General features: G+C 62.8%; 29 protein-coding genes, 1 tRNA gene and 2 pseudogenes. 24 read left to right on the top strand and 8 right to left on the bottom strand.

What is annotated here, in order from left to right:
- Window positions 1-3 precede the first annotated feature (3 nt).
- The 3 genes and pseudogenes from ACZ47F_RS02710 to ACZ47F_RS02700 form a co-directional block, all read left to right on the top strand.
- The gene (locus ACZ47F_RS02710; protein ID WP_464925769.1) at window positions 4-672 is read left to right on the top strand and encodes a 2'-5' RNA ligase family protein; all 669 of its coding nucleotides are present in this window, start codon (window positions 4-6) and stop codon (window positions 670-672) included.
- Window positions 673-759: 87 nt separating this feature from the next.
- Window positions 760-903: pseudogene (locus ACZ47F_RS02705) on the top strand (MerR family transcriptional regulator); the annotation flags it as partial.
- Window positions 904-981: 78 nt separating this feature from the next.
- Window positions 982-1,140: pseudogene (locus ACZ47F_RS02700) on the top strand (IS607 family transposase); the annotation flags it as partial.
- Window positions 1,141-1,149: 9 nt separating this feature from the next.
- On the opposite strand, the gene ACZ47F_RS02695 reads toward ACZ47F_RS02700, so the two are convergent.
- The 3 genes from ACZ47F_RS02695 to ACZ47F_RS02685 form a co-directional block, all read right to left on the bottom strand.
- Window positions 1,150-1,767 (bottom strand): cytochrome b/b6 domain-containing protein, encoded by a 618-nt coding sequence (locus ACZ47F_RS02695; RefSeq protein ID WP_464925768.1) that lies wholly within the window; start codon window positions 1,765-1,767, stop codon window positions 1,150-1,152.
- 76 nt (window positions 1,768-1,843) lie between these two features.
- Window positions 1,844-2,857, bottom strand: a complete 1,014-nt coding sequence (gene hemB / locus ACZ47F_RS02690) for a porphobilinogen synthase (RefSeq protein ID WP_464925767.1) — start codon at window positions 2,855-2,857, stop codon at window positions 1,844-1,846.
- On the bottom strand, window positions 2,854-3,021 hold the full coding sequence (locus ACZ47F_RS02685) for a hypothetical protein (protein ID WP_464925766.1): 168 nt from the start codon (window positions 3,019-3,021) through the stop codon (window positions 2,854-2,856). The genes hemB and ACZ47F_RS02685 overlap by 4 nt, the downstream gene beginning before the upstream one ends.
- Before the next feature lie 102 nt (window positions 3,022-3,123).
- On the opposite strand from ACZ47F_RS02685, the gene ACZ47F_RS02680 reads away from it, so the two are divergent.
- The 5 genes from ACZ47F_RS02680 (at window position 3,124) to ACZ47F_RS02660 (ending at window position 7,185) form a co-directional block, all read left to right on the top strand.
- Window positions 3,124-3,561, top strand: coding sequence for a CopD family protein (locus tag ACZ47F_RS02680; RefSeq protein WP_464925765.1), 438 nt, complete (start codon window positions 3,124-3,126; stop codon window positions 3,559-3,561).
- 61 nt (window positions 3,562-3,622) lie between these two features.
- Window positions 3,623-4,759 (top strand): VanZ family protein, encoded by a 1,137-nt coding sequence (locus ACZ47F_RS02675; protein ID WP_464925764.1) that lies wholly within the window; start codon window positions 3,623-3,625, stop codon window positions 4,757-4,759.
- A 19-nt stretch (window positions 4,760-4,778) separates the two neighbouring features.
- Window positions 4,779-5,111, top strand: a complete 333-nt coding sequence (locus ACZ47F_RS02670; RefSeq protein WP_464925763.1) for a (2Fe-2S) ferredoxin domain-containing protein — start codon at window positions 4,779-4,781, stop codon at window positions 5,109-5,111.
- A 15-nt stretch (window positions 5,112-5,126) separates the two neighbouring features.
- Entirely contained in the window at window positions 5,127-5,807 is a 681-nt protein-coding gene (locus tag ACZ47F_RS02665) for an alpha/beta hydrolase (RefSeq protein ID WP_464925762.1), read from the top strand.
- A 145-nt stretch (window positions 5,808-5,952) separates the two neighbouring features.
- Window positions 5,953-7,185, top strand: a complete 1,233-nt coding sequence (locus tag ACZ47F_RS02660; RefSeq protein ID WP_464925761.1) for a D-alanyl-D-alanine carboxypeptidase family protein — start codon at window positions 5,953-5,955, stop codon at window positions 7,183-7,185.
- Window positions 7,186-7,203: 18 nt separating this feature from the next.
- Here ACZ47F_RS02660 and miaB read toward each other — a convergent pair whose 3' ends face one another.
- From miaB to ACZ47F_RS02635, 5 genes are all read right to left on the bottom strand, one after another.
- Window positions 7,204-8,544 (bottom strand): tRNA (N6-isopentenyl adenosine(37)-C2)-methylthiotransferase MiaB, encoded by a 1,341-nt coding sequence (gene miaB / locus ACZ47F_RS02655; protein WP_464926560.1) that lies wholly within the window; start codon window positions 8,542-8,544, stop codon window positions 7,204-7,206.
- Between the two features lie 17 nt (window positions 8,545-8,561).
- Window positions 8,562-8,930: a hypothetical protein gene (locus ACZ47F_RS02650; RefSeq protein ID WP_464925760.1), complete on the bottom strand. Its 369-nt coding sequence runs from the start codon at window positions 8,928-8,930 to the stop codon at window positions 8,562-8,564.
- A gap of 132 nt (window positions 8,931-9,062) precedes the next feature.
- A tRNA-Met gene (locus ACZ47F_RS02645) sits at window positions 9,063-9,139 on the bottom strand.
- Window positions 9,140-9,169: 30 nt separating this feature from the next.
- The gene (locus ACZ47F_RS02640; RefSeq protein WP_464925759.1) at window positions 9,170-9,955 is read right to left on the bottom strand and encodes an enoyl-CoA hydratase; all 786 of its coding nucleotides are present in this window, start codon (window positions 9,953-9,955) and stop codon (window positions 9,170-9,172) included.
- A 60-nt stretch (window positions 9,956-10,015) separates the two neighbouring features.
- Window positions 10,016-11,860 carry a M61 family metallopeptidase gene (locus ACZ47F_RS02635; protein WP_464925758.1) on the bottom strand — a complete coding sequence of 615 codons (1,845 nt, stop codon included), beginning with the start codon at window positions 11,858-11,860 and terminating at the stop codon, window positions 10,016-10,018.
- Between the two features lie 136 nt (window positions 11,861-11,996).
- Between ACZ47F_RS02635 and ACZ47F_RS02630 the strand changes: the two genes are divergently transcribed.
- From ACZ47F_RS02630 to gspD, 16 genes are all read left to right on the top strand, one after another.
- Entirely contained in the window at window positions 11,997-12,785 is a 789-nt protein-coding gene (locus ACZ47F_RS02630; RefSeq protein WP_464925757.1) for an EAL domain-containing protein, read from the top strand.
- 91 nt (window positions 12,786-12,876) lie between these two features.
- A complete protein-coding gene (locus ACZ47F_RS02625) occupies window positions 12,877-13,263 on the top strand; it encodes a hypothetical protein (RefSeq protein ID WP_464925756.1) in 387 nt (128 codons plus the stop codon).
- Between the two features lie 46 nt (window positions 13,264-13,309).
- Window positions 13,310-14,134, top strand: coding sequence for a DUF2189 domain-containing protein (locus tag ACZ47F_RS02620; protein WP_464925755.1), 825 nt, complete (start codon window positions 13,310-13,312; stop codon window positions 14,132-14,134).
- A 17-nt stretch (window positions 14,135-14,151) separates the two neighbouring features.
- Complete coding sequence (locus ACZ47F_RS02615; protein WP_464925754.1) at window positions 14,152-14,697, top strand: adenine phosphoribosyltransferase; 546 nt, start codon at window positions 14,152-14,154, stop codon at window positions 14,695-14,697.
- Between the two features lie 32 nt (window positions 14,698-14,729).
- Window positions 14,730-15,176 carry an LEA type 2 family protein gene (locus tag ACZ47F_RS02610; RefSeq protein WP_464925753.1) on the top strand — a complete coding sequence of 149 codons (447 nt, stop codon included), beginning with the start codon at window positions 14,730-14,732 and terminating at the stop codon, window positions 15,174-15,176.
- 501 nt (window positions 15,177-15,677) lie between these two features.
- On the top strand, window positions 15,678-17,366 hold the full coding sequence (gene gspE / locus ACZ47F_RS02605; RefSeq protein WP_464925752.1) for a type II secretion system ATPase GspE: 1,689 nt from the start codon (window positions 15,678-15,680) through the stop codon (window positions 17,364-17,366).
- A 3-nt stretch (window positions 17,367-17,369) separates the two neighbouring features.
- Window positions 17,370-18,596: a type II secretion system F family protein gene (locus tag ACZ47F_RS02600; RefSeq protein WP_464925751.1), complete on the top strand. Its 1,227-nt coding sequence runs from the start codon at window positions 17,370-17,372 to the stop codon at window positions 18,594-18,596.
- A 63-nt stretch (window positions 18,597-18,659) separates the two neighbouring features.
- On the top strand, window positions 18,660-19,061 hold the full coding sequence (gene gspG, locus ACZ47F_RS02595) for a type II secretion system major pseudopilin GspG (RefSeq protein WP_464925750.1): 402 nt from the start codon (window positions 18,660-18,662) through the stop codon (window positions 19,059-19,061).
- Window positions 19,055-19,522: a GspH/FimT family pseudopilin gene (locus ACZ47F_RS02590; RefSeq protein ID WP_464925749.1), complete on the top strand. Its 468-nt coding sequence runs from the start codon at window positions 19,055-19,057 to the stop codon at window positions 19,520-19,522. The genes gspG and ACZ47F_RS02590 overlap by 7 nt, the downstream gene beginning before the upstream one ends.
- A 61-nt stretch (window positions 19,523-19,583) precedes the next feature.
- Entirely contained in the window at window positions 19,584-19,970 is a 387-nt protein-coding gene (locus ACZ47F_RS02585; RefSeq protein WP_464925748.1) for a type IV pilus modification PilV family protein, read from the top strand.
- Complete coding sequence (locus ACZ47F_RS02580) at window positions 19,967-20,641, top strand: prepilin-type N-terminal cleavage/methylation domain-containing protein (RefSeq protein WP_464925747.1); 675 nt, start codon at window positions 19,967-19,969, stop codon at window positions 20,639-20,641. Before ACZ47F_RS02585 ends, ACZ47F_RS02580 begins: the two co-directional genes overlap by 4 nt.
- The gene (locus ACZ47F_RS02575; protein WP_464925746.1) at window positions 20,638-21,546 is read left to right on the top strand and encodes a type II secretion system minor pseudopilin; all 909 of its coding nucleotides are present in this window, start codon (window positions 20,638-20,640) and stop codon (window positions 21,544-21,546) included. The genes ACZ47F_RS02580 and ACZ47F_RS02575 overlap by 4 nt, the downstream gene beginning before the upstream one ends.
- Entirely contained in the window at window positions 21,452-22,993 is a 1,542-nt protein-coding gene (locus ACZ47F_RS02570) for a PilN domain-containing protein (protein WP_464925745.1), read from the top strand. Before ACZ47F_RS02575 ends, ACZ47F_RS02570 begins: the two co-directional genes overlap by 95 nt.
- Window positions 22,990-23,580, top strand: a complete 591-nt coding sequence (gene gspM / locus ACZ47F_RS02565) for a type II secretion system protein GspM (RefSeq protein WP_464925744.1) — start codon at window positions 22,990-22,992, stop codon at window positions 23,578-23,580. Before ACZ47F_RS02570 ends, gspM begins: the two co-directional genes overlap by 4 nt.
- On the top strand, window positions 23,577-24,248 hold the full coding sequence (locus ACZ47F_RS02560; RefSeq protein ID WP_464925743.1) for a hypothetical protein: 672 nt from the start codon (window positions 23,577-23,579) through the stop codon (window positions 24,246-24,248). The genes gspM and ACZ47F_RS02560 overlap by 4 nt, the downstream gene beginning before the upstream one ends.
- A gap of 259 nt (window positions 24,249-24,507) precedes the next feature.
- Window positions 24,508-26,826 carry a type II secretion system secretin GspD gene (gene gspD, locus ACZ47F_RS02555; RefSeq protein ID WP_464925742.1) on the top strand — a complete coding sequence of 773 codons (2,319 nt, stop codon included), beginning with the start codon at window positions 24,508-24,510 and terminating at the stop codon, window positions 26,824-26,826.
- The last annotated feature ends 64 nt before the right edge of the window (window positions 26,827-26,890 follow it).

The raw sequence follows: 26,890 nt of genomic DNA, 5'->3' as shown, positions 1-26,890 counted from the left end.
TGAATGCACCGAACTTACTCCAGCGCGGCAAGCCCGCGCAGCCACCGGGACATGTCAGCAGTAGAGCACGAGACCGCCGGATTGCGCCTTTTTTTCGCATTGTGGCCGAACGACGCGGTGCGTGCGCAGCTGGTGCGGCATCAGGCGCTGTGGCAGTGGACGCCGCCCGCCCGTCCGACGCCGGCGCACAAGCTGCATCTGACCCTGCTGTTCATGGACGGGGTGCCTGTGCAAGCGCTCGACAGCGCCTGCGCGCTCGGCGAGGCGCTTGCGCCGGTCTGGCAGAACTTCGACCTGCTGCTCGATCGCGCCGCGGTGTGGAGCCGCGGCGGCATCGCGCATTTAGCGCCCAGCCGGATGCCGGCAGCCCTGCGCGATCTGCACGCGGCGCTGGCTGCAGGGGCGGGGCAGCGCGGTCTGCCGTTCGATGCACGTGCCTACGCGCCGCATGTCACCCTGGGCCGCCGCGCAGGCGGCTTGACCGCGCCAACCGCTTTCGCGCCGCTGCACTGGCCGGCGCGCGACGTCGTGCTGGTGCAGTCTGTGCTCGGTACGGGGCGCTACGAGGTGCTCGGCCGTTGGCCGCCCCACCCCAGTCCTCCCCGCCAGCGGGGAGGGGAGTGCCTGGGCAGTCTGCCACCGCTCGGCGTGGTTCCGTGCCGTCGTCGATGAGGCTGAGAAGTCTATCCGCGACCTTCTCGGGCTTGCCGCGGACGGCATGTTCTGTTCTTGCAGGGCGGATCAAGTCTGCAATTCAGCATGATCCCCACGAATCTCGGTTGCACGCCACAAACGCCCGTCGATTGGGTGCGCTCCGGCTATTGGAGCAACAAGGCGTGCCTCGATCTGGCGGAGGCGTTGGGCGTATCCATCACCACGCTGCGCCGATGGGAAGCTTCGGGAAAACTGGTAGCCAAGCACACGGCGGCCGGTCATCGCCGCTACGACCTTGCCAAACTCAAACCAGAACTGTTCCGTACGGAATCTGATGCCCAGATCCTCAACCAAGGCGAGGACACGACCTTCGAAGAGGATTTGGCGAAAGATGTGCTGGAGATCGCCACCGTATTCAGTGCGCGGTTGTATGGCAGCCGGTCGCGTAAGAACCAGAAGCTGATCGACAGCGTCAAGCAGGCCATCGAAGAGGCTTCAATAACTGCCGACACTGCCGAGCGTCGAGATCCACCAGGCCAGCGCACCGCCGGCGGCCAGGATCGCGATCGCGAGCAGCCGCAGCGCCCAGGTGTCGCGCGCTTGCGGCGCGCCGGCGACGGTGTCGATGTCGCCGGTGAGCATCGGGCGGACGAGGTTCTGATGTTTGACAATCGCGTAGTAGGCGATTGCCACGATGTGCAGTCCGACGAGCGCATAGACCAGCGGCAGGCCGATGTTCGTGTGGTAGTAGGTGAGGATTTCGCTCGTGCGGCTGGTCACGTGATTCGTCAGCGGCCCTTCGTTGAAGATTTCATCGTTGGCGAACAGGCCGCTGCCGACCTGTAGCGTGATGATCACGAGCAACGCGATCACCGACAGGCTGCCGAGCGGGTTGTGACCAAGGCGCAGATGCGGCGGACGCGGGTCGTCGCCGCGCAAGTAGCGCATCACGTCGCGCGGGCCGCGCACAAAGTTCCAAAACCGTGCGTGGTATGGCCCGATCAGCCCCCACACCAGCCGGAATACCAGCAACGCGATCAGGCAGTAGCCGCTCCAGAAGTGATACTGCATGGCGTTGCCACCGATCAAGCCGGTGACGATCGAGGTGGTCACGCAGACTGCCAGCGCCCAGTGGAACAGGCGCAGCGGCAAATCCCAGACGCGGACTTTCATTGCCAGATTCCCCAATTCATGCTTGCCGCAGCTTGCGCGCGGCCTCGAGCGCGAAGTAGGTGAGGATGCCGTCGGCGCCGGCGCGCTTGAACGCGAGCAGGCTTTCCATCATCACCGCGTCGTGGTCGAGCCAACCGTTTTGCGCGGCGGCCTTGAGCATCGCGTATTCGCCGCTGACCTGGTAGGCGAAGGTCGGCATGCGAAACGCATCCTTCACGCGGCGGACGATGTCCAAATACGGCATGCCGGGCTTGACCATCACCATGTCGGCGCCTTCGGCGATGTCGAGCGCGACCTCGCGCAGCGCCTCGTCCGAATTGCCCGGGTCCATCTGGTAGACCTTTTTGTCGGCCTTGCCGAGGTTGGCTGCCGAACCCACCGCGTCGCGGAACGGCCCGTAGAAGGCGCTCGCATATTTGGCGCTGTAGGCCATGATGCGGGTGTGGATGTGGCCTGCGGCCTCGAGCGCCTGGCGGATCGCGCCGATGCGGCCGTCCATCATGTCGCTCGGCGCGACGATGTCCACGCCCGCTGCCGCCTGCACCAGCGCCTGCTTGACCAGCACCTGCACCGTCTCGTCGTTGAGGATGTAGCCGCTGTCGTCGAGCAGGCCGTCCTGCCCGTGCGAGGTGTAAGGGTCGAGCGCGACATCGGTCATCACGCCCAGCTGCGGGAACTCGTTTTTCAATGTGCGCACCGCGTGCGGCACCAGACCGTCCGGGTTCGTCGCCTGCGCGCCGTCAGCGGTCTTGAGCGCGGGGTCGATCACCGGAAACAGCGCAAGCACCGGGATGCCGAGCGCGACGCACTCGGCGGCGACCGGCAACAACTGATCGACCGACAGCCGCTCGACCCCGGGCATCGACGCCACCGGCTGCCGCTGCCGTTCACCATCGAGGACGAACACCGGGTAGATCAGATCGTCGCAACCGAGGCGGCTTTCGCGCACCAGCCGTCGGCTGAAGTCATCGCGACGCAGACGGCGCATGCGGTTGCCGGGAAAGCCGGGCGGATTCACAAAGTTTTTCATCTTCGGGCGGCGCGAAACAGGAACTTGAAGCCGTCAATGCTATCTTTTTCAAGCGGATGGTGCGTTGCAAGGCGCGCCATTCCCCGCTTTTCCTCCCTGAGCGGGGCCTTGATGAAAGGCTTGTGTCCCCGGCCGGCACTGCCGGGGATTTTTTTGTCCGTCATGTCTTCGATCTGGCCCGATTTTGTCCCGATTTTGTCCCCGCTAAACAATCCGCCCAGGCGGCTCTCTTACACTGACCAGATGTCCGATCCAGGGAGTCTGCCATGGCGTTTCAATGGGTGCTGAGCTGGCACATCATTTTTGTGATTGCGTGGTATGCGGGGCTGTTCTATCTGCCGCGCATTTTTGTGAACCTGGCGATGGTGCCCGAGGGCAGCATCGCCGAGCGCGACCGGCTGCTGCTCATGGGCCGCAAGCTCTACCGCTTCACCCACATCCTGATGTGGCCGGCCATCATCCTCGGGCTGGTGCTGTGGCTGTATTACGGCGTCGGCCTGCGCGGCCCGGGCAATGGCTGGATCCACACCAAGGTCACGCTGGTCGTGCTGCTGGTGATCTACATGTTCTGGTGCAAGCGCATCCTGCGCCAGTTCGAGCAGGGCACCAACACCCGCAGCCACAAGTGGTATCGCTGGTTCAACGAAATTCCCACCATCATTCTGTTCATCATCATTCCGCTGGTTGTCATCAAGCCGTTCTGAACGCCCCGAGGCGCCCCGCCTGGCGGCGCGGCCTCGCGCGCAGCGGCGTGCGTCAAGTGTCATGCCGTCGCCGCATCACCCCATTCGCCCGGTCTCCCGGTTTTCCCGCTACGCCCTGGCGGGGTATGCGCTGCTGATCGTCTACGCCAGTCTGTATCCGTTTTCCGGGTGGCGTTGGCAGGGGCTGATGCCCTTCGATTTCGTGCTGGCGCCGCTGCCGCGCTACCTCACCGCAAGCGATCTGCTGATCAATGTTGCGGGGTATTTCCCGCTGGGCTATCTGCTGGCGCGCACCCTGCCGGCGCGCTGGCCGCGCGCTGGGGTCTGGCTGGCGGCCAGCCTGCTGGCCAGTGCGCTGTCGTTCTGCATGGAATCGACGCAGGCGTTTTTGCCGATGCGGGTGTCGTCGAATCTGGACTGGCTGACCAACAGTCTGGGCGGCATGCTCGGTGCGGCGGTATGTACCTGGCTGTTGCCGCGGCTGCGACTGGCGGCGCTGCTGCGGCTGTGGCGCGAGCGGTGGTTTGCGCCGCATGCGGGCTATGGCCTGTTGTTGCTCGCGCTGTGGCCGGTGGCGCTGCTGTGGCCGGCGGCGGTGCTGTTCGGCACCGGGCAGATCGGGCCGACGCTGCTGCAGCCGGTGTTCGACCGCCAGGCCTGGCAGGTGCTTTCGGCCTGGTATGTGGACAGCGGACTGCGTCTTGCCGACCTCGCGCCCATCGGTGCACCGCGTCAGACCGGCATCACCGCGGCGATGCTGGTGGGCAACCTGCTGCTGCTGGCTACGCTGCTGCGCCCGGGGGCACCCCGGCTGCGCCTGGCGCTGACGCTCACCGTGGCGGGACTGCTTGCGGTGAGCCTGTCGGCAGCGCTGAGCTTTGGCCCGCAGCATGCACTGTCCTGGGCCACGGCGCCGACGCTGCGCGGAGTGCTGATCGGGCTGATCATCGGCCTGCCGCTGACCCTGCTGCCACCGCGCTGGTGCGCCGGCATGGGGGCCTTGAGCCTGGTGCTCGGGCTGGCATGGATCAACTTGTCCGGCCCCGGGCCATATGACGCGCTGAATCTGCAGTCCTGGAGCCAGGGCCTGTTCATCCGGCTATACGGCCTGCCGCAGTGGCTGAGCTGGCTGTGGCCGTTCGCTGCGTTAATTTTTCTTGTGGCGCGCGCGGTCAGGCCCGCGCGGCGCGCACCCTGAACCCTCTGCCTGTCAGCTCATGAGTTACTACACCCATCACATCTTTTTCTGTCTGAACCAGCGCGATCCGGGCGCGGCCCGCCCCTGCTGCGCCGCCAGTGGCGCCGAGGCGGCGTTCGAGCATTGCAAGGCGGCGGTCAAGGCGCTCGGTCTGGCAGGCCCGGGCCAGGTGCGGGTCAACCGCGCAGGCTGCATGGATCGCTGCGAGGAGGGGCCGATCTGCGTGGTCTATCCCGAGGGCGTGTGGTACACCTATGTCGATCAAAGCGACATCGACGAGATCGTGCAATCGCATCTGGTGCAGGGCAAAGTGGTCGAGCGGCTGCGGCTGCCTGATGCGCCCGACGCGTAGTCTGGGGGAACGAACATGAACGCGCAGACCCGCAGACTGCTGGTGCCCGGCCCGGTCGGCCTGATCGAGGTGGCGGTGGACGTGCCCACCGCACCGCCGCGCGGCCTGGCGCTGGTGGCGCACCCGCACCCGCTGTTCGGCGGTACGCTGGACAACAAGGTCGCCCAGACCCTGGCCCGTGCCTGGCTGCAGCTGGGGTTCGTCAGCGTGCGCCCCAATTTCCGCGGCGTCGGACAGACTGCGGGAACGCATGACCACGGCATCGGTGAAACCGACGACCTGCTTGCGGTACTGGCGCATTTCCGCGCTGAACTGGCTGCGCAGATGGGCGTGGAGATGTCTGCGGTGCCGCTGGCGCTGGCCGGATTTTCTTTCGGTGCGGCGGTGGCGGCGCGCTGCGCGCACGCCCTGCAGCAGCAGGGCGCCACCTTGCAGCACCTCACCCTGGTCGGCACTGCGGTCAGTCGCTTTGCAGTGCCGCAGCCCAAGCCGCCCGGTGCGCCGCCGCTGGCGCAAACCATGCTGGTGCTGCATGGCGAGCAGGACGATGTGGTGCCGCTGCCCGCGGTGCTCGACTGGGCGCGGCCGCAGCAGTTGCCGGTGGTGGTGTTCCCAGGTGCCGGGCATTTCTTTCACGGGCTGCTGCTGCCACTGCGCGACTGGGTCTGCCGCTGGCATGGGGCCGGGCTGGGCTGAGCTGCAACAGAACCTTCTTGCGTCTCAAGGCTCAGACCCGCATGCGCGGCACGGTCTGCGCCGCGTGGCAAAACTTCGTCACCCCTGCACACGCGATGTGCTGCTAGGGTGTTTGCTTTTCGGTTGTTTGCATCAGGATTTGCCCATGTCCCTTCGACTTCGCATCATCGCCTGCAGCATGGCCGGCCTGCTCGCCGTCTCCGCCGTGGCGCAGGCCGCGCCCGCCGCGGTCAAAACCCCTGCGCCTGCAGCAAGTGCCGCTGCGGCACCGCTGACTCCCATGCAGGCGCTGCTGGCCACCGTTCCTCCGCCCAAACTCGATGCCCGTGCCTGGCTGGTGGTCGATCTCACCAGCGGCCAGATCCTGGCCGAACACAATGCGCACCAGCAGGAGGCCCCGGCCTCGCTGACCAAACTGATGACCGCCTATCTCACCTTCAAGGCGCTTAAGGAAGGCACGATCAAGCTCGATCAGAAGGTCACCGAATCGAAGGAGGCTTGGCAGACCGGCGGCTCGCGCATGTTCATCGACCCGCGCGTGCCGGTGTCGGTCAACGATTTGCTGCTGGGCATGATCGTGCAGTCGGGCAACGACGCGGCGATGACCCTGGCGCAGACCGTGGCCGGCTCGGTCAGCGCCTTTGTCGCGATGATGAACCGGCAGGCGCAGCAGTGGGGCCTGAAGGGCACGCACTTCATGGATCCCACGGGCCTGCCCGATCCTGGCCACTACACCACGGCGTATGACCTGTCGGTGATCGCCACGCACATCATCCGCGACTTCCCGCAAGACTACGCGCGCTACTTCAAGGTCGAGGAATTCACCTACAACCACATCACCCAGCCCAACCGGGTGAGCCTGCTGTTCACCGACCCGTCGGTCGACGGCATGAAGACCGGTTACACCGCCGAAGCAGGCTACTGCATGATCACTTCGGCGCTGCGCCAGTTTCCGAACGGTCCGCGCCGTCTGCTCACCGTGGTCATGGGCACGCCCACCGAGCGCGCCCGCGGCGAGGAAAGCCAGGTGCTGCTGAACTGGGGTTACCAGAATTTCGACGACATCGTGCTGGCCTCTCCGGGCAAGCCGGTGCTCACCGCCACGGTGTGGAAGGGCACGGCCGACAAGGCGGAGCTCGGCTCAACCGTGCCGATCGTCATTTCGGTGCCGCGCGGCATGGGCAAGGACATCCAGACCAAGGTAGTGCGTCCCGACCCGCTGGTGGCTCCGCTGGCAGCCGGGCAGCGCATCGGCCAACTCGAGGTGAGCATCGGCGGCAAGCCGCTGGCCACCTATCCGCTGCAGGTGATCAAGGCGGTGCCCGAAGCCGGCATCCTGGGCCGCGCTTGGGACAGCCTGCGGCTGATGATCAAGTAAGTCTGGGGATGGCGCCGATCAGGCTGTCAGGGCCTGTTCGGTCTGCGCCATGCACACCTCGCCACGAAGCGCGTGCGGGTAGACCGTGGTGATGTGCACCGGCACCAATTGCCCGATCAGCCGTGCCGGTGCGGCCAGATGCACGATGCGGTTGTTTTCGGTGCGGCCCTGCAGCTCGGCCGGGTTCTTTTTGCTCGGTCCCTCCACCAGGACGGTCTGCACCGTGCCCTGCATCGCCGTGCTGACCGCGCCAGCCTGCGCATCGATCTGCGCCTGCAGCCTTTGCAGCCGGGCGAGCTTGACCTCGGCCGGCGTGTCGTCCGGCAGATTGGCCGCCGGAGTGCCGGGGCGCGGACTGAAGATGAAACTGAAACTGGCGTCGAACCGCACCTCCTCGACCAGCTTCATGAGTTGCGCAAAGTCGGCCTCGGTCTCACCGGGAAAGCCGACGATGAAGTCCGAGCCGATGCAGATGTCGGGACGCACCGCGCGCAACCGCCGCACGATGCTCTTGAACTCCAGCGCGGTATAGCCGCGCTTCATCGCCGCCAGAATGCGGTCGCTGCCGTGCTGCACCGGCAGGTGCACATGGCTGACGAGCTTGGGAATGCGGCCGTAGGCGTCGATTAGCCGCTGGGTGAATTCCTTGGGGTGGCTGGTGGTGTAGCGAATGCGCGCGATGCCGTCGATCTCGGCCACGCACTCGAGCAGAAAGGCGAAATCCTCGCCCTCGCCACCGCGCCAGGCGTTGACGTTCTGCCCCAGCAAGGTCACCTCGCGCACACCCAAAGCAGCGAGTTCGGCCACTTCGGTCAGCACGTCCACCAACGGACGCGACACCTCCTCGCCCCGGGTGTACGGCACCACGCAGTAGCTGCAGTATTTGCTGCAGCCTTCCATGATGGAGACGAAGGCGCTTGGGCCCTCCACCCGCGCTGGCGGCAGGTTGTCGAACTTTTCGATTTCGGGAAAGCGGATGTCCACCTGCGCGCGGCCCTGCGCCCGGCGCTGATGGATGAGCTGCGGCAGGCGGTGCAGGGTCTGCGGTCCGAACACCAGATCGACATACGGCGCGCGCTTGACGATGGCCTCACCCTCCTGGCTGGCCACGCAGCCGCCCACGCCGATCAGCAGCTCGGGGTTGGCGGCCTTGAGTTCGCGCAGCCGCCCCAGGTCGCTGAACACCTTTTCCTGCGCTTTTTCGCGGATCGAGCAGGTGTTGAGCAGAATGAGATCGGCGTCCTGCGGGCTGGTCGTGGGCGTGTAGCCTTCGGCGGCAGCGAGCACATCGGCCATCTTGGACGAGTCGTATTCGTTCATCTGGCAGCCGAATGTCTTGATGTAGACCTTTTTCATCACGTCACGCCGTGTTCTGTTCAATTGCTGAAAAACAGACCGCACTGCCCTGGCGCCTTGGGCACCTGCAGCTGGGCCACCGCCTCGGGGCGAATCAGCCAGATGCGAAACACATTACCGCTGGCGTCGCGCTGAAACACCACCGGGCTGCGCACGCCGGCGAGCTGCTGCAGTGGCACCAGACGCTGCTCGGGGCTGATCACCCGCACGCCCGGGCCCAGGGTGTAGTCGGTGCAGTTGATGCTCACCTGCGGAAAGTCACCGAACTGCGCCATGCCCTGCAGGCTGCCTATCGGGTAGACGGTCTGCGCCTGCGCAGTGCCCAGACAGGCTGCTGCGGCCAGTGCAGCACTGGCTGCGGCCAGGCGGATCGACGCGAGCGCATTCATCGCAGACTCCTCGGATACGGCACGCCGCGGCGCAAAGCAAAAAGCCCAGGCGCTGCGGCATGGGCTTTGGCAGGGCCCACACCCTGTGGCGCAAGGCACGCGGTGCGAACCGGCAGTGTGGACTGAAAATGGTGGTGGCGCTTCAGGGACTCGAACCCCGGACCTGCGGATTATGATTCCGTCGCTCTAACCGACTGAGCTAAAGCGCCCCGTGAAAACAAGCCGCGCAGTATAGCGCATCAGCGGTGGGTGAAAAGCGGCTTGCGCTTTTCCAGAAACGCCGCCATGCCTTCTTTCTGGTCGGCGGTGGCGAACAGCGACTGGAACAGCCGCCGCTCGAAGCCCAGTCCTTCGCTCAGGCTGGTCTCGAACGCGCGGTTGACACTTTCCTTGGCCATCATCACCGAAGGCCGCGAGTAGGCGCTGATGGTCTCGCCCATCGCCACCGCCTCGTCGACCACCCGGTCTGCCGGCACCACGCGCGCCACCAGTCCGCTGCGCTCGGCCTCGATCGCGTCCATCATCCGCCCGGTGAGCACCAGATCCATTGCCTTGGCTTTGCCCACTGCGCGGGTGAGACGCTGCGTGCCGCCGGCGCCAGGGATGATGCCGATCTTGATTTCGGGCTGGCCGAACTGGGCGTTGTCCGCAGCGACGATCAGGTCGCACATCATTGCCAGCTCGCAGCCGCCGCCCAGGGCGTAGCCGCGCACCGCGGCGATCACCGGCTTGCGGATCTGCAGTATGGTCTCCCAGTTGCGGCTGATGAAATTTTCCCCGTAGGTGGCCGGAAAGGTTTTTTGCGCCATCGCCGCGATGTCGGCTCCGGCAGCAAACGCCTTGTCGCTGCCGGTAAGCACGATGCAGCCGATCGCCGGGTCGGCGTCGAGGGTCTTGAGCGCCGCGCCAAGCGCATCCATCAGCGCGTCGTTCAACGCGTTGAGCTGCTTGGGGCGGTTGAGGGTGATCAGGCCGACCGGGCCGCGGGTTTCGGTGAGGATGGGGGTGTCTTCGGGGGGGTGCATCAGAGGCCTCCTTGCAAAAGTGTTGAGGCGATTGTGCTTGAGGGCAGCTTGAGGGTTGCGTCAACCGTTCCGGCCCAGCCAGGCATACAGCCGCTGTCGCTGCGCGGGCTTGAGTCCGCCGGCGATTTCCAATGCCACCCCGCGCGTTGGCAGCGCGAACCACGGCGCCTCGGCCTGCATCAGCCGGTCCTGCCGTAGAACGTCGATGCGCCAGACATCGCCGCGGCGCGCCAGCGCATGGCTGCGCTCGATCAGACTCTTGCGCGCGCGCTCGCCGTTGAGCGCAACCAGCAGGTCGCCCGCAGCCAGCCCGGCGCGCTCGGCCCAGCCGCCGTTCTTCGCCTGCTGCACCGCCAGCCAGCCGCCCGGCTGTTCCTGCACGCCCAGGCCGAGGGCTTCGAGCGCGGGGTCTTGCTGCGTGCGCCAGGCCAGGCCGAACTGCGCCAGCTGGGTCTTGAGCGGCGGCAGTTGCGTGCCGTGGACATGGCGGCGGAAAAAGCCGCGCCAGTCCAGCCCACTCAGCTCGGTGAGCAGGGCGGGCAGATCGTCTTCGGCCACACCCTGCGCGCGCAGCGGCGCGTCGTCTCGACCGTAGCGCTTCCACAACAGGCGCATCAGATCGTCGAGGGTGAGGCGTGTTTCGCGGCGCAGCCGCAGGTCGATCGACAGCGCAATCAGCGCGCCGAGCTGGTAATAGCTCACCGTGGCATTGGCGGTGTTTTCGTCGGGGCGGTAGAACTTGGTCCAGGCGTCGAAACTTGCCTCAGCCACGCTTTGCACCATGCGGCCCGGGGTGCGCTGCACCGCCGAGAGGGTGCGCGCCAGAGCGTCGAGGTATTGCTGTGGCGTGATCAGCCCGGCGCGCAGCACCATCAGGTCGTCGTAATACGCGGTGAAGCCCTCGAACAGCCACAGCAGCCCGGTGGGGTTTTCACGTTGCAGGTCGTAGGGCGTGAATGCCTGCGGCTTGATGCGCTTGACATTCCAAGCGTGGAAATACTCGTGGCTGCACAGGCCGAGAAAGTCGCGGTAGTCGCTGTTGGGCGCGTCCATGCGCGGATGCGGCAGGTTGCGACGTGCGCACATCAGCGCGGTGCTGTCGGCATGTTCCAGTCCGCCGTAGCCGTCTGCGGTGGGCGCAACCAGGAACAGATACTGCTTGAACGGCGCGCGCTTGCTGCCCGGCTCGAACAGCGCGATCTGCGCGCGGCAGATGCGCTGCAGATCGCGCGCCAGCCGTTCGGTGTCCACCGCGCCCTGCAGCTGGTCGGCATGCGCGATGACCACGGCATGCTGCGCGCCGCCTGCGCTGAATTGCAGCCGCAGCAGCGTGCCCATTTCCACCGGATGGTCGATCAGCTCGGCATAGCTGGATGCCTGCCGCCTGCCAAAGCCGTTGGCATCGCAGCGCAGCGCGGGCAGGGTGGTGGCCAGCGTCCAGTGCGGCGCGACGTCCGGACAGACGATGTCCACTGTATGCGCCTGCTCCTCCCGGCCGCTTGCAGCCAGCAGCAGGCTACTGGGGTTGAAAAATCCCCGGCTGTGGTCGAGATACGCGGTGCGTACCGACAGATCGAACGCATACACCGTGTAGCGCAACCGCAGCAAACCGCCGCACGGCGCGACATGCCAGCGGTTTTTTGCGATCTTGCGCACCGCAACCGGCCGGTCCGTGCACCAGGCCTGCACCTGCAGCACATGCCGCGAGAACTCGCGCACCAGATAGCTGCCGGGAATCCACACTGGCAGCCAGAATTCCTGCCCCCCGGGCGCAGGGTCGTGCAGCACCAGCTCGACGGCAAAACGATGCGCCTGCGCATCGTCGATCTCGACCCGGTAGTGCGGCCCGGCCGGGCTGGATGGATGGGCGCGCGCCTTGCGCTGCGTTGCGGCGGTTCGGGACATGGTGCGATCGGACCAGGGTGCGGCGCGGGCGTCGCCCAGCCGCGTGAAAATCATTGAGGAAAAATTAAAAAGCCATGCTAACCTGCGGTAAGCAAAAGATTCACGCATACAACTTACATTCGGCGGCAAAGGCAATGTGGAACGCGACGTTTTTTCTGAAATAGCCGCACATGCGGGGGCGGGGGCCCCGGCACTGGTGTATCAACCGCAGGTCAGTTATCCATCCGGACTGGTCGTCGGGCTGGAGGTGCTGTTCCGCTGGCGCGCGGACGACGCGCCCAAGCGCCACTCCCCGCTCATGTTCCTGCCGCAGCTCACTCCGGCGCAGACCAGTGAGCTGTTTTTCTGGGTGATGGAGCAGGCCATTTCCGAGGCGCGGGTCCTGTCGAACTGGACCGGCTGGAACGGCTATGTCTCGGTCAACATCGAGGCCGACCAGGTGGGCGACCCGGCGCTGATCGAGCACATCAACACCACGCTGCAGCGCTATGCCTGGGCGCCAGAGCGCCTGATGGTCGAGGTCACCGAGCGCCGCGCGATTCCGGCGTTTCCCAGTGTGGCGCGCAATGTGCACTCGCTGCGCCGGGGCGGGGTGCGTGTGGCGATGGATGACTTCGGCGAGGGTTATGCCTCGTTCGAATACCTCAAGATTCTCGACCCGAGCGACATCAAAATCCCCGCCAGTTTCACCTCGGACGTCATCCGCGACGTGCGCAACGCCGAAATCGTGCGCGCGCTGATCGAGTTCTCCCGGCGGCTGTCGATCAATGTGGTGGCCGAGGGTGTGGAAACCCGCGAATGCGCCGCCGCGCTGCACAGCCTGGGGCTGCAGCACATGCAGGGCTATCTGTTTGGCGAGCCGCGCGAGCTCGAGGAATGGGCGCAGCTGCTGCGCCAGCCCGGTGCGGTCGTGCAGATGAGGTGAACCGGCGCCGACGCGCGCGCTCAGGTCGATACAAATAGACGCCCCGTGTGCCGGGTTTTGGCGCCATGATGCGCGCAAAACGACGAGGAGCATGGACACATCGATCTCTGCGGCAGATGCGCAGCCCCCTGCCGTGTGGCAGCCGGGGCAAGCTGGTGCACCCACCATCGCCCTGGCCTGTGCAAGAGCGGGGTTTCCCCCTCACGACCAAGGCGTTTCTGGGTTCAGCAACATCATGAGCCATGCCTTTCATGCCTGCCAGATCGAGCTCTATCCCGCGCGCATTTGCGCGCAGGCGGTGGGCTTCGTCTCTTCGTTCAGCCGCATCAGCGCGGTGATCAGCAGCTTCATCATTGCCGACCTGCTCAAGACCTCGGGCGATGTCGACGTGTTCACCTTCATCGCCGCGCGATGGCCGGTGTGGCGCGGGTCATTGGCATCATGGGGCCGCGGGCGGCTGCAGGGCGTCGCGCACTGACATGCCGGCGGCGGATAATGCGGGTGTTCTTTCCGGGAGGCCCGTCATGTCCACCATCGATGTCATCCCCTCAGATCCTGTCTTTCGCCGCGTGCCTGCCGGCGCCGGCCTGCGCTGGTGGGCAGAGGGATGGCGCGCATTCACGCAGGCGCCGCTGCCCTGGGTGGGACTGGCGCTGGGCTTTTTCGTGCTGATGTGGCTGCTGGGCCGTTTTCCGCTGGGTGGTCTGCTGTCGCAATGGTTGAGTCTGCCGCTGCTGGCGCTTGGCGTGCTGTTCGCCGCCGCGCTGCGCCGTCGCCTCGGCCGGGCGCGCACCATCACCCCCAGCGGCATGCCGCTGGAGCCGGACAACGACGGAGCGCTCAGTGCATCGAGCAGGGTGTGGACGCAGCGCATCGGCCCGCTGCTGCTGGCCTCGCTGCTGGTGCTGGCGCTGGGCGGGGTGGTCGGTGCGGTGATCGTGATCGGCCTGGGTGCGCTGTTCGGCATCGGCCTGGCCAGCCTCGGCGCGTTCGCCAAAATGATGACTCCCGGCATGGGCATGGCCGCGGGCATGGGTGCGCTGGCCGGGTCGATCATGACCCTGATGCTGCTCCTGCTGCTGGTGCTCTATCTGTTCAGCGTGGCGTTCTGGTTCGTCAACACCCTGGTGGCGATCGGTGGGCTCAGCCCGTGGAATGCGGTGCGCCTGTCGGTGCGCGCCGGCTTTGCCAACCTGGCGCCGATCACCTTGTTCACTCTCCTGCTCTTGCCCATTTCGCTGCTGGCCATGCTGCCGATGGGCCTGGGGCTGCTGGTGCTGTTTCCGGTGCTGTCCGGCGCCTCCGCCGCGTCATACTTCGACGTGTTCGGTACCGAAACCCCCGCCTGATTCCACTCGTACCAACTATGAATGTCGTCGACTACCTGCGCCAGCACATCCGCACCGTCCCCGACTGGCCGTCTCCCGGCGTGCAGTTTCGCGACATCACCCCGCTGCTGCAGAACCCGCGGGTGTTTCGCGTGCTGATCGACCAGTTCGTCCACCGCTACATGGCGCCCGATCTGCGCCCCGACGTGGTCGCCGGCATTGACGCCCGCGGCTTCATCCTCGGCGCGGTGGTGGCTTACGAGCTCAACATCGGCTTCGTGCCCATCCGCAAGAAAGGCAAACTGCCGTTTGCCACCGTGTCCGAGGAATACGAGCTGGAATACGGCAGCGCCACGGTCGAAATCCACACCGACGCGGTGCGCCCGGGCGACTGCGTGCTGCTGATCGATGACCTCATCGCCACCGGCGGCACCATGATGGCCGGCAAGCGTCTGCTCGAAAAGCTCGGGGCCATCGTGGTGGAAGGCGCAGCCATCGTCGATCTGCCCGAGCTCGGCGGCTCCCGGCTGCTGCGCGAGGCGGGGCTGCCGTTGTTCACCTTGGTAGATTTCGCCGGACATTGATGGTACTGCGGCTGATCAGAAACTGGCGAGGTTTGCTGTCTGCACTGATATGGGCGGCGACCCTGTTCGCCTCGCCGTCTGCGCAGGCCCAGCAGGCCGCTGTGGCGCCGGAGGTGTCGATTCGCAGCGTGGACAGCATCGCCCTGCGCGGCGCAACCGCCATCCTCGGCCTCACGCTCAGTATTCGCAACACCGGGGGTCTGGCCTTGCCGCTGCAGAAACTGCAGTTTCAGATCCAGTTCAACGGCCTGGACGTGGCCCAGGGCGTGAGTACCGCGCCAGTCACCATCGCCGCACAGCAGCAGGCGCAGGTTCCTGTGCAGGTCGAGGTCAACAGCACCACGCTGCTTGGTCTCATCGCCATCTTGCCGGCGGACGGCACGGTGAGCTACGTGATTCAGGGGACGGCCGAGATCGGTCAGACGATGCTGCAGATTCCCTTCACCCACAGTGGGGCGGTGCGATTGATCTTGCAATAGCAGGACGTTGAAAAACGTCGCGAGGATGGCCAGATGCAAGGCGCACGGCGCGCAGCGACCGAGACATATCAAATAGATAGGCAAGGGAGCGAGCACCGTGCAACGCCGCAGATGGCCCACCGCAGTAGTTTTTCAACGGCCTGATAGCCCTTGCAGTAGCGCAGTCGCTCAGACTGCTGCCGCGGGCGCTTTGTCGAGTTGGCAGCGCATCATGCGGTGCGGCCACAGACCGCCAAATGGAATGAGTGAGGCGAGGAAAACGCTCGGGCTGTCAGGTCCCGAAAAATCCCCTACGTCGCAAATGCGACCGAGCGAGTCCCGAGGAATTGCCTGATTGCAATTCCCGCGTCAGCTTCGGTGTAGGCCTCGTGTCCAAATCAGGGCGCTTCCATGGTGAGTGCCGACTCTTGATGCAAGTGCGGGGGCGATCAAGAGATGGGCTTTGTCGGGAAAGTCGCCTGCTATAATGGTCTGTTACCTAAAAAATTGATGGATTGCTTCGTGAAGCAGCGTCTAGGCGAAATTCTGATTGAGCAAGGCAAAGTCGATCAGTCGCAAGTCGATCGTGCCTTGCGGTTGCAACAAGACGAACAGTCTGGGCGCATAGGCGAGATCCTTCTACGGCTTGGCCTTGTGACCGAGGTCGACCTTGTTCAGGCGCTCTCCGCACAAAGCGGCATACCTGTAGCAAAGGCCTCGGATTATCCGGAGCTGCCACTTTTTGCCCAGCAACTGTCTCACAGGTACCTTCGCGACGCCAATGCATTGCCTATGAGGGAAGACGGCAAGCGCCTGACGGTTGCCGTCGCAGACCCGTTTGACACCTTTTTGAAGGAATCCTTAGGTCTGGCCACGGGGCGCTCTGTCGATTTCGTTCTTGCCACACCGGGTGAACTACGGGCCGCATTTGATCGGCTCTACGGTACCGGAAAGTCGTCGATGGATCAGATCGTCGGCGATATCGAAATGCTGGAAGACGATACGGGCAATGAAGATCTGCAGCAGTTGAAAGATTTGGCGAGCGAGGCGCCTGTCATTCGTCTGGTGAGTCTGATCATCAGCCGTGCGATGGAAGCGCGGGCCTCTGACATCCATATCGAGCCTTTCGAGAACCGGCTGATCGTTCGCTATCGTATCGATGGCGTCCTTCATGAGGTCGAGTCGCCTCCCCGGAGATTATCCGCAGCGGTCATTTCTCGCATAAAAATCATGGCGAGCCTCGACATCGCGGAGCGCCGCTTGCCCCAGGACGGGCGCATCAAACTGCGGATTCATGGCAAGGAGGCGGATCTGCGAGTTTCCACCGTACCGACTCTGTACGGGGAAAGCGTGGTCATGCGGATCCTTGACAAGTCATCAACCTTGCTGGATTTCAATCGCTTGGGTTTTGATGCCCAAAATTTGTCGGCATTTAAATCGGCGTTGATGCGACCACACGGCATTTTGCTTGTGACGGGCCCTACCGGTAGCGGCAAGACCACCACGCTTTACACCGCGCTGCAAACGATCAATAAGCCAGATTTAAAAATATTGACCGTCGAGGATCCGGTTGAATACCAGATAGACGGCATCAATCAAATTCAGGTCAAGCCGCAGATTGGACTGACTTTCGCAAATGCGCTGCGTTCTATCGTCCGGCAAGACCCCGATGTCATCATGGTGGGAGAAATTCGCGATCTGGAAACGGCTCAGATTGCTGTTCAGTCTGCCTTGACCGGACATATGGTGCTCTCAACCCTGCACACCAATGATGCGGCGAGCACCATCAACCGGTTGTTGGACATGGGGATAGAAGACTACCTGCTCACCTCCACGATCGTCGGGGTGCAGGCGCAGCGTTTGGTGCGCAATTTATGCATGGACTGCCGCCAACCTTACACTCCAACACCGGAACTCCTCGAAGAAACCGGCCTCCAGCGCTATCTTCCCGAGCCTGATTCTGTGCTGTACCGTCCTAAAGGCTGTGAACTTTGTGGTGGCACGGGCTTCATAGGCAGAAGCTGTATTGTCGAAGTGTTGCTCATGAACGATACGGTGCGCCAAAAGGTGATGACGCATGCCACCTCCGGGGAAATTCGTCGTGTCGCGGTGGAGCAGGGCATGGAAACGATGTATGAAAATGGTTTGCGCAAGGTTGCGGCGGGTCTGACCACCTTCGAAGAAGTTTTGCGCGCCACGCGCGAGGAGTGAGATTTGCCGATCTATGCGTATAAGGCGGTGACCGGCGCGGGCGAGGTCGTCGAAGGCACGATGGACGCTCGCACAGATTCCGTTGTGATCGAGCGCTTGCAAAGTACGGGTCACTTGCCCATCCGTGTGACGGAGTCGGTCGCCGGTGCACAAGCTGCCGCAAAGTCATCGGGTGGTTTGCTTCAGAGCAAGCGCGTCCATCGCGGCGAAGTCATGGAACTCACTCGCGAACTGGCGACTTTGCTTCACGCCGGATTGCCTTTGGATCGGTGTCTCGACATCATGGTTGGCATGGCGTCCCGGGCGCCGGTTGCCCAGCTTTTGGCCAGCATCCAGGCAGAGGTGCGCAGCGGGGCGCCTTTGTCGGTTGCCCTGGAAAAACACAAAAATCTGTTTGACCGCTTCTATCTCAACATGATCCGAGCAGGCGAGGCAGGGGGGGCGTTGGATGTGGTCTTGTTCCGTTTGGCCGACTTCATGGAGCGCGCCAAGGAATTGCGTGAAACCATCACCTCGGCCATGATCTACCCCATCATCCTCGCATGCGTTTCGGTGCTGTCGGTTCTTCTGCTGCTCATGTTTGTGGTGCCGCAGTTTACACAAATGTTTGATCAGGCAGGAAAATCTTTGCCGGTGCCTACGCAGGTGGTGATTGCTGCCGGGAACTTTGTGCGCAAAGACTGGTGGATGATTTTGATCGGCATCACGGCTGTTGTCTGGCTGATGCGCGCCCAACTGCGTCACCCCGTGAGCCGTCTGCGCTGGGATCGCTGGTTTCTCGGGCTGCCCCTGTTTGGCGAGATGATTCTCAAGTTGGATGTGGCCCGACTGACCCGCACCTTGGGCACGCTCATTGAGAATGGTGTCACTCTGCTGTCGGGCTTGTCCATTGCGAAAGAAACCGTCGGCAATGCGGTTTTGCGAGAGAGTCTTGACCAAGTGACCGCCAGCTTGCGCGAAGGCAAAGGACTGGGTAAACCGCTCATGCAGACCGGCCTGTTTCCCAAACTGGCCGTGCACATGGTGATGGTGGGTGAAGAAACTGGGCGTCTCCAAGAACTTTTGATCCAGGTCGCCAACGTCTATGACCGTGAGGCGCAGACCACAATCAAGCGCCTTCTGGCCTTGATGGAGCCTATTTTGATTCTTACTTTGGGCCTGATGATCGGTGGCATCATCATGTCGATTCTGTTGGCCATTCTCAGCGTCAACAATCTTGCCTTCAGTTGATTGATTCAGCTGAATTAATAGGAGTTTTCAATGGTTTTAGTCAAACAACGACGTGCGACGACCATGCGTGGTCTCACCTTGATCGAACTGCTTGTCGTCCTTGTGATTCTTGGCTTGCTGGCTGGCCTGGTTGCTCCGCGGGTCATTCATTATCTCTCCACTTCCAAAACCGAGACGGCGAGTCTGCAGATCAAACATTTTGAAGCTGCGCTCGACCTTTATCGTCTTGATGTCGGTAGTTATCCCAACACGCAACAGGGGCTAGAGGCGCTGATCAAAGCCCCGCCCGGTGTAACCAACTGGCATGGCCCCTACCTCAAGAGCCCCGATGTGCCCAAGGACCCCTGGGGGCATCCGTTCGTCTACACCAGTCCAGGTAAACACGGCGCTTACGACATTGAGTCTTATGGCGCCGATGGGCAGCCGGGCGGTACCGGCGAGAACGAGGATGTAAAAAGTTGGTAAACAAGCAGCGCAGCAACGCTGGTTTTACTCTGCTGGAGTTGCTGGTGGTGCTCGTACTGATGGCCTTGATGACCGGATTGGCCATTCCGCTGATCTCAGCCGGTACGCCTGGCGCGCAGATCAAGGCCGCCACCCGGGAGTTGCTGGTCGGGCTGAGACAGGCGCGCGAGCAAGCCATCGTCACAAGACAGCCCGCCACGTTGACCATCAACGTCGACGATCGCAGGTTTCAGATTTCTGGCAACAAGCGCGCTTTTCAGTTGCCCGGCAAGTTGCAGATCGGGCTTTTTGTCGCTGCTGTCGAAGACAACGGCAAGTTGGGGTCTTTCGTTTTTTACCCCGACGGAAGTTCCACGGGCGGTAGGGTGGCGGTCTCGCTCGATGGGCAGACCAATACCATCGATGTCGACTGGCTGACCGGTGTGGCCCGCCTTCTGGATCAGCATGAAACCGCGCACTGAAATGTTGCCCTCCAGAGTTTTTACAAGGCCTTCCCTGCGACCGCAAAGGCGTCTTCGCCGAATGCCGACGCCCGCATCCATGCGCGGATTTTCTCTGCTCGAAGTGCTCGTCGCTTTTGCCATCCTGGCCCTGACCTTGGGTGTGCTGTTGAACATCTTCTCAGGGGGATTGCGCAACCTCGGTGATGGCCAGCACTACACCCGCGCCTTGCTCGATGCACAGTCCAAACTTGCTGAAATTGGCGTTTCGCAGCCGCTGGTGCCGGGCGAGATTTCCGGCGAAATTGACGATGGCTATCGCTGGTCAGCGCGCATCAGTCCGCTTGCCCTGTCGCCAGGGGGGCTGGTCACGCTTTACCAGGTTGACCTCACCGTCAAATGGGGCGAGGCAAGCGCAGCGCGAGCCGTTCGCCTTCAGACACTCAAGATCGGCCCGCCAACTTCATGAAGCAAAAAACCCACGTCACGCAGCGCGGCCTGACCTTGCTGGAAATGATGATCGCCCTGCTCCTGCTGAGCATGCTGCTCATGCTGTTGTTTGGCGGTTTGCGCCTGGCATCCAGCAGCTGGGATCGAGGCAGCGCCTTTACCGACCAAGTCTCTCAGATGCAACTGGTCGAGAACTTTATGCGCCGCGAAATTTCTCAGGCCGTAGCCTACCGCTTGCAACAAGACCCTCAAGACCCGAAAGCGGTCTTGCTGGGCTATAAGGGCAGCGTCCACCGCCTACGTTTTGTCGCTCCCATGCCGCAGGCTGCCGCCAAGGGCGGCTTATATGTTCTGACCTTTGGGCTGTCACAGCAAGAAGGGGGGGGGCAGGCACTCACCTTGTGGCGCGAGCCGACTGACAAGGCGGGCTCCTCATCGCTGGCAAATCCGGAAAATGAATCCACCAATGCCCCGGTCATTCTGGCGCGTCACGTGTCGCAGCTCGAGTTTTCCTACTACGGCGTACCTACGGGCAGCAGTCAGCCCGCAACCTGGCTTCCAGACTGGCCGGACAGCCATAACGCTCCTCAGCTCATCAAAATGAAAATAGCGTTTGATGGAGGCACCCGTTGGCCAGATCTTGTCGTGGCGCCGCGCGTGGACATGGCCGCTGCGTCAAACCTGCAATGACCGACAAATCGGCTCATGGCCCCCAAACCCGGCAGCACGGCATTGCACTGATTCTCGTGCTCTGGGTTTTGGTGCTGCTCACAATTATTGCGGGCAGCTTCGCCTACAGTGTGCACAGTAGCACCCTGATGGCAGCAAACGCCATCGAAACAGCCCAGGCGCAGTCTCTCGCCGATGCTGGAGTGTCTCGTGGCATATTCGAACTGCTGAGCGGGCAGGCCGCATCGACAGCCTGGAAGGCCAATGGACAGACGCACCTGATGCAGCTAGACGGCCACGACATCGCCGTGACCCTCACCGACGAATCCGGCAAGATTGACCTCAACGGCGCACCTCCCGCCCTTCTTGCCAGCATGCTGCAGTCCGTCGGCGTGGATCCCGATCATGCCGGGTTGCTTGCTCAAACATTGGTCGGCTGGCGCGCCTCACCTCCCACAGGGGCAGGCTTGCAGCCCCAGCTAGGCGCCCTCGCCGCACATGGCCCTTTTCGCAGCATCGAGGAGCTGCAACAAGTGCCCGGAGTGACACCGCAGCTCTTCCAGCGTCTCGCCCCTTTGGTCACTGTTTATACCGGGCAGCCAGGTGTCAACACGCAAATTGCTTCTGAAGCGGTGCTGCAAGCCCTGCCCGGAGTCAGCCCCGCAATCGCGAGTGCGTATGCACAGCAGCGGGTGGCCCTATGGCAAACCAGGCAGGCCGTTCCTGCCCTGGCGCAAGCGGGCACTTACAACGTAGCCACCCTTTCGGGTGTGGTCGGCGTGCTTGCCCAAGCCAGTCTGGCCAACGGGGTGAGTTTTTCCCGGGAAGCCGTTGTGCGGATCACCGGCCAGCCAGCTAAGCCCTATCAGATTCTGTCTTGGCGCGAGGTATACCCGGCATCGACCCCGGCCAACTCCCCAGGCTGAGGCGAGCGCCAGATCCGCGGCCTGCAAGCCGCAGGCGAGCTCGGTGGTCAAGGACTTCTGGAGCGCATCGATCCAATACACTTCTACGTTTGGCGGAAGTCTCCCGCTCGCATTGAACAACTCCCTGATGGCAACAACATCCCCTCGTTCGGTCGATTTTCGGCAAACGTTTTCCGTGCAGTGGCGCGCCTTTCTCAATTGGTGGGGCACTGAACTGGTCGCGCTCCTGCCGGCCTCATGGCGGCCTGGCGAGATCGATCCTTTCGAGGCCTGCCTGTGCAGTATCGATGAGGGCGTTTTCTCGGTGCGTCGGCATCAGGGGGGACGATGGGTTGAAGTCGCTCGCAAAAGCCTGGAAGGGGGCGACTCACCCACGCAACAGCAGGCCATCAATGCGGTGCTCAAGGCGGCACATCTTCGGCCTGATCAGCCTTACCTGCTGGCGCTGCCGCCCCGGCAGGTGCTGCGTAAAAAAATCGCTCTGCCCCTCGCTGCAGAAGAAAACCTGCGAGCAGTCCTTCAGTACGAAATCGATCGCTACACCCCGTTTCGGGCTGATCAGGTTTATGTGGATTACCGTGTGCTGCACAAAGATGCCGCCTTGGGGAAAATCACCCTGCTCGTTGGGGTGGTGCCGCGCGAGGTTGTCGACCAGGCTGTGCTACACCTGCGCCAATGGGGGATCAAGCCTGCAGCAGCTGTCACGCTAGACGATCTTTCGCCTAACGTCACACCGCTCAACTTTTTGCCAGATGCCGCGCGGCCCAAGCGTAGCCTGCGTCTGAGCAAAACCAATATGGTGCTCCTTGTTCTGGTGGCCGTGCTCGGCTTTGCCGCCATTCTGTATCCCATCTGGATCAAGCGCGAGGTATCTATACGGTTGATTCCTATCGTGGAACAGGCGGCCAGGGCCACAGAGAAAGTCGAACAACTCCGCGGCCGCGTTCAGGCAGAGCAACAGACCTACAACCTGCTCAGCGAAAAAAAACGCACCCAGCCATCGGTCATTCTCCTGCTCGATGAACTCACCCGCCTACTGCCCAAAGACACCTGGGTGCAGCAGATCGATCTCAACGGCAACACCCTGCAGATACAGGGCGACACCGGATCGGCCTCCAAGCTCATCGGTCTGATCGAAAATTCCCGCGTGCTCAGCGGCGCCAGCTTCACCGCCCCGCTGACCAAAGGCGCAGGCGAAAACACCGAGCATTTCCAGCTCAGCGCGCAAGTCGATACCGCCGCTCTGGTGCCAACTCAGCAGGCCCAGGTGCTTGCTGCCGCTAAGGCGCAGCCCCCCAAGCCAGCCGCGTCGCAACCTGCCAAGCCCGCTGTGCCCGCAAGCGCTGCGGTCTCTCCCCCCGTTTCCACTGCAAGTACTGCAAACCCGAAAAAAGTGCCTTCAGCCAGCGCGCCTCAATCCGCCTCCTCTGCACCCAAAACCCCATGAACCTCACCCTGGCACCCATGACGCCCAGGCAAAGCCGGCTCCTGGCCCTCCTGCTGCTGCTGGCCGTGTTGGCAGTTGGCGTGGTCGCTGTGGCCATTCCCGCCCTGCAGCTCAACGCTCATTATCAATCGGCCATTGACCAACGTGTCGATCGCCTCACCCGTGAACAACGCATTATCTCCATGGCGCCTAAGCTGCAGCAGCAAATGCTCGAACTCCAGCGCCTCAACCCGGCGCAGTTTTATTTGCGCAACCCCAACCCCGTCCTTGCTGCTGCCGAAATCCAAGAGGATGCCAAGCGCCTGATTGACGCCAATGGTGGCAAGCTCCTCAGCATGAACATCCTCCCGCCCAAGGACGAGAACCAACTCACCCGTGTGGGCATCAACGTCCAGCTCACCGGTGGGCTCGATGGCGTGGTCAATCTGCTTTACAGCCTAGAAACCGCCGTTCCCTACCTGTTTATCAACAACCTCAACATCCGTTCCATCAACGCATATACCCCGCCCAACGGTACGGCGCCCCCCTTGCAACTTCAGGTGCAGTTCGACCTCACTGGCTATGTGCGCAAGAAGGGGGCTGCATGAGTGCACTTCAGATCAATGGGCAAAAACGCCTGAGCGCACTTTTGCTGATTGGCGCGGCGGCACTCGTCGGTCTTCTGGCCTATGAGACGCAGCAGGGCATCGCCCTGCGAGACAGTGTTTTGGCCCTCAAAACCCGCCCATCGGCCACGCCTCCCGCATTGAAACTTGCGCCGCCGTTTCATCTGCAAACGCTGTCAAGCTATTCGGCCATTACCGAGCAGCCCCTGTTCGTGGCCTCACGCACCCCCACCAAGCAGGATGCAACGGCAACTGCCCCCCCGCCGCGGCAATTTGCGCTCACCGGCGTAGCGCAAACTTCAAAAGAGTCCGTCGTATTGCTGCGCGATGCCCAAACCGGCAAGACCGAACGGCTAAAAACGGGCGAAAAGACCAAAGACGGCCTGGCGCTCGATTCCGCCAAGCCAGACAGTGCGACGATCGACCAAAATGGTCAGAAAGTCACGCTTGATCTGAATGTCGTTTTGAGTGGCAATCGCGTTGTGGCGCCAGTGCAGCCGCCTCAACCTGCGTCTGCAGCCAAGCCTGCGCAAGCGCCGCCCCCCCCTGCAGGGGATAAAAAAGCAAGCGCAGCCAAGCCCACGGTCGATCCTGGGTTGGAGCAACTCAACCTGCAGAGGGCAAAGCTAGGCCTGCCGCCATTGCAGTGATGCGCGAGCCCCAGCAAGTGCGCCGTTTTTTTGGGGCGTACCAGAGCTTGACTCCTTGTTGATGATCAGATGCGGTTGATCATCTCGCATTGGGACGGCAGCCAAGGGTCGTCAACGATAATGCACAGATTCAATACCCAGTGCCGCACGCCCATTGCAAATGCCGCGCTCGCTTGCTGGCCTAGCCGATGACATCCCCGCTGCTCCGTCACCAAAGTGGGGCACTGGCAGCTTTGATAGATGAAGGATTGCACCAAATATGAGCATTCGTTTTGAACAGACTCCCCGTCTTCGCCCGCTGGCGGCTCTTGTCAGCGCTGCACTGATCCTGGGCGGCTGCGCTTCGCCGCAATCCAGTCGCCCGCTGATGCCCGACATCTCATCGCTGCCGACCCACTTCCCTACCAGCTCGGCGTCTGCAGCGACCGCACCCGCAGCCCCGGCCAGCAGCGCCAGTGCAGCAGAAAAAAAGGCCAGTGAAGACAACAAATCCAAGTCCTACATCTATCCGGGTACCGGGCAATTTGTCAAACAACCCTCATCGGCCCTGCCTACCCACGCCTCCACGGCCGAGGGCACCACCCTCAACCTCGAAGGTGCAGATATCCGCGAAGTCGCCCATGTCATTCTGGGCGACATCCTCAAGGTCAATTATGTCGTCGATCCCAGGGTGCAGGGCAACATCACCATCCGCACCAGCAGCCCCATTCCCAAAGATGCGCTCGTGGCGACGCTCGATACCGCCCTGCGCATGAACGGTGCCGCGCTGGTGCACGACCCGCGCGAAAACCTCTACAAAGTGGTGCCACTCTCGGTGGCCATCAAAGGCTCGGTTGATCCGCAGGTAGGCGGGGCCAACATCCCGCTGCGCCCCGGCTTCAGTGTGCTGGTCGTGCCTCTGAAATACATCGGCGCGGCCGATATGGCCAAAATTCTGCAGCCTCTCACGCCCGATGGCGGCATTGTGCGGATCGACCCCGTGCGCAACCTGCTCATCCTGGCCGGAGGGCAGGGTGAACTTCGCCACATGCTCGACACCATCGACATGTTCGATGTTGACTGGATGGCCGGCATGTCGGTGGGCATATACAAACTCGCCAACATGGATGTCAAGAGCGCCGAGCCTGCGGTAGAAAAACTCTTTGGCGACAAGTCCAACAGCCCCCTCACCGGCTTGGTGCGCGTGATTCCGCTGCAGGAGCTCAACGCCTTCATGGTGGTGACGTCCCAACCCGACTACCTCGAAAAAGCCAAGCTCTGGATTCACCGCATCGACCAGGCGGGCTACGGTGGCACCCAGCTCTTTGTTTACCCCGTTAAAAACGGCAATGCCGTCAAGCTGGCCACGGTGCTGAGCGCACTGTATTCCTCCAAAACACCGGCGGCCTCATCCAGCCCGGCCAGCGTGGCGCCGGGCCTGACTGGCAGCAGCATTTTTTCCAACACCACAACCGGAGGCGCCACGTCTTCGCTCACCACGGGCACAGGCTCCACTGCCGCAGCGCCGGGCCTGGGCAGCGGGCTCACCGTGCCCAGCCTGACCAGCAGTCAGGCAGACAAGGGCAGCGCCGTCACCACTGGCGGCGACCAGGACGTCACCCTCAAGGCCGAGGGCGGCGTCAAGATCATTGCCGACAAAGACAACAACTCCCTGCTCATTCTCGCCACCGCGCAAGAGTACGAAAAAATCGAGGCCGCCCTACGTCGTCTTGACACCAGCCCCCGCCAGGTGCTCATCCAGGTCACCATTGCCCAGATCACCCTCAACAACAATATGCAGTACGGGCTGGAGTGGTTTTTCAACAGCAACAACAGCACTGTCAATGGCCAGCTCGTCAGCAACCTGTCATCGGCGGGTGGGGCCATCCCCTCCACCCCCAGCACCCTGGCCAATGGTTTCTCGGTCTACAAACTTGGCAGCGCCGGTGACATTCGCGTGCTGTTCAACGCCCTGGCGCAAGACTCCGATCTCAAAATTCTGTCCACGCCGCAGTTGATGGTCACAGACAACCAGACTGCACAAATTCAGGTGGGTGACCAAATTCCCACTCTGGGGAACACCCAGACCACCACGGCCGGCACCATCACCAGCGTCAACTACATCAACACCGGTGTGCAGCTCACAGTGACCCCGCGCATCAACGCCGGGGGGCTCGTCTCCATGGACATTTCGCAGGTTGTCAGCACCCCCGGCGCCACCACCACCTCCGCCATCAACTCGCCGACCGTCAGCCAGCGCTCCATTCAAACCCATGTGGCCGTGCAGTCCGGCAAAACCCTGGTGCTCGGCGGCCTCATTCAAGATCAGGACGGCGGTGGCAACACCGGCCTGCCCTTCCTCTCGCGCATTCCCGTGCTGGGCGCCCTGTTCGGCACCCAAAGCGTCACCAAAGCGCGCACCGAGCTGGTGGTGCTCATCACCCCGCGCGTCATCAACAACCCTGAAGAGGCCGCAGACGTGACGCAGGAATACCGCAAGCGAGTGGATGAGCTCAGGCAACAGATCAAGGGCGTCCTGCCCAAAACCATTGCCGCAGAGCCAATCAAGCCTTCGCAGCCTGAACACGCAAGGCCATGACGTTAAAAAAAAACAACACTCACCCGCGATGGCGCGCAAAGACGCTGGCCGCGTCTGCCGCGAT

It is taken from the genome of Thiomonas islandica, from assembly GCF_055383445.1.
This window is presented reverse-complemented; position numbering and strand designations above follow the sequence as displayed.

Excerpts from the sequence above, each read along its gene's own strand:
- ACZ47F_RS02710 (WP_464925769.1), top strand. The coding sequence starts at position 4 with ATGCACCGAACTTACTCCAGCGCGGCAAGCCCGCGCAGCCACCGGGAC.
- hemB (WP_464925767.1), bottom strand. The coding sequence starts at position 2,857 with ATGAAAAACTTTGTGAATCCGCCCGGCTTTCCCGGCAACCGCATGCGC.
- ACZ47F_RS02685 (WP_464925766.1), bottom strand. The coding sequence starts at position 3,021 with ATGACGGACAAAAAAATCCCCGGCAGTGCCGGCCGGGGACACAAGCCT.
- ACZ47F_RS02680 (WP_464925765.1), top strand. The coding sequence starts at position 3,124 with ATGGCGTTTCAATGGGTGCTGAGCTGGCACATCATTTTTGTGATTGCG.
- ACZ47F_RS02675 (WP_464925764.1), top strand. The coding sequence starts at position 3,623 with ATGCCGTCGCCGCATCACCCCATTCGCCCGGTCTCCCGGTTTTCCCGC.
- ACZ47F_RS02670 (WP_464925763.1), top strand. The coding sequence starts at position 4,779 with ATGAGTTACTACACCCATCACATCTTTTTCTGTCTGAACCAGCGCGAT.
- ACZ47F_RS02665 (WP_464925762.1), top strand. The coding sequence starts at position 5,127 with ATGAACGCGCAGACCCGCAGACTGCTGGTGCCCGGCCCGGTCGGCCTG.
- ACZ47F_RS02660 (WP_464925761.1), top strand. The coding sequence starts at position 5,953 with ATGTCCCTTCGACTTCGCATCATCGCCTGCAGCATGGCCGGCCTGCTC.
- ACZ47F_RS02650 (WP_464925760.1), bottom strand. The coding sequence starts at position 8,930 with ATGAATGCGCTCGCGTCGATCCGCCTGGCCGCAGCCAGTGCTGCACTG.
- ACZ47F_RS02640 (WP_464925759.1), bottom strand. The coding sequence starts at position 9,955 with ATGCACCCCCCCGAAGACACCCCCATCCTCACCGAAACCCGCGGCCCG.
- ACZ47F_RS02635 (WP_464925758.1), bottom strand. The coding sequence starts at position 11,860 with ATGTCCCGAACCGCCGCAACGCAGCGCAAGGCGCGCGCCCATCCATCC.
- ACZ47F_RS02625 (WP_464925756.1), top strand. The coding sequence starts at position 12,877 with ATGGACACATCGATCTCTGCGGCAGATGCGCAGCCCCCTGCCGTGTGG.
- ACZ47F_RS02620 (WP_464925755.1), top strand. The coding sequence starts at position 13,310 with ATGTCCACCATCGATGTCATCCCCTCAGATCCTGTCTTTCGCCGCGTG.
- ACZ47F_RS02615 (WP_464925754.1), top strand. The coding sequence starts at position 14,152 with ATGAATGTCGTCGACTACCTGCGCCAGCACATCCGCACCGTCCCCGAC.
- gspG (WP_464925750.1), top strand. The coding sequence starts at position 18,660 with ATGCGTGGTCTCACCTTGATCGAACTGCTTGTCGTCCTTGTGATTCTT.
- ACZ47F_RS02585 (WP_464925748.1), top strand. The coding sequence starts at position 19,584 with ATGCCGACGCCCGCATCCATGCGCGGATTTTCTCTGCTCGAAGTGCTC.
- ACZ47F_RS02580 (WP_464925747.1), top strand. The coding sequence starts at position 19,967 with ATGAAGCAAAAAACCCACGTCACGCAGCGCGGCCTGACCTTGCTGGAA.
- ACZ47F_RS02575 (WP_464925746.1), top strand. The coding sequence starts at position 20,638 with ATGACCGACAAATCGGCTCATGGCCCCCAAACCCGGCAGCACGGCATT.
- gspM (WP_464925744.1), top strand. The coding sequence starts at position 22,990 with ATGAACCTCACCCTGGCACCCATGACGCCCAGGCAAAGCCGGCTCCTG.
- ACZ47F_RS02560 (WP_464925743.1), top strand. The coding sequence starts at position 23,577 with ATGAGTGCACTTCAGATCAATGGGCAAAAACGCCTGAGCGCACTTTTG.
- gspD (WP_464925742.1), top strand. The coding sequence starts at position 24,508 with ATGAGCATTCGTTTTGAACAGACTCCCCGTCTTCGCCCGCTGGCGGCT.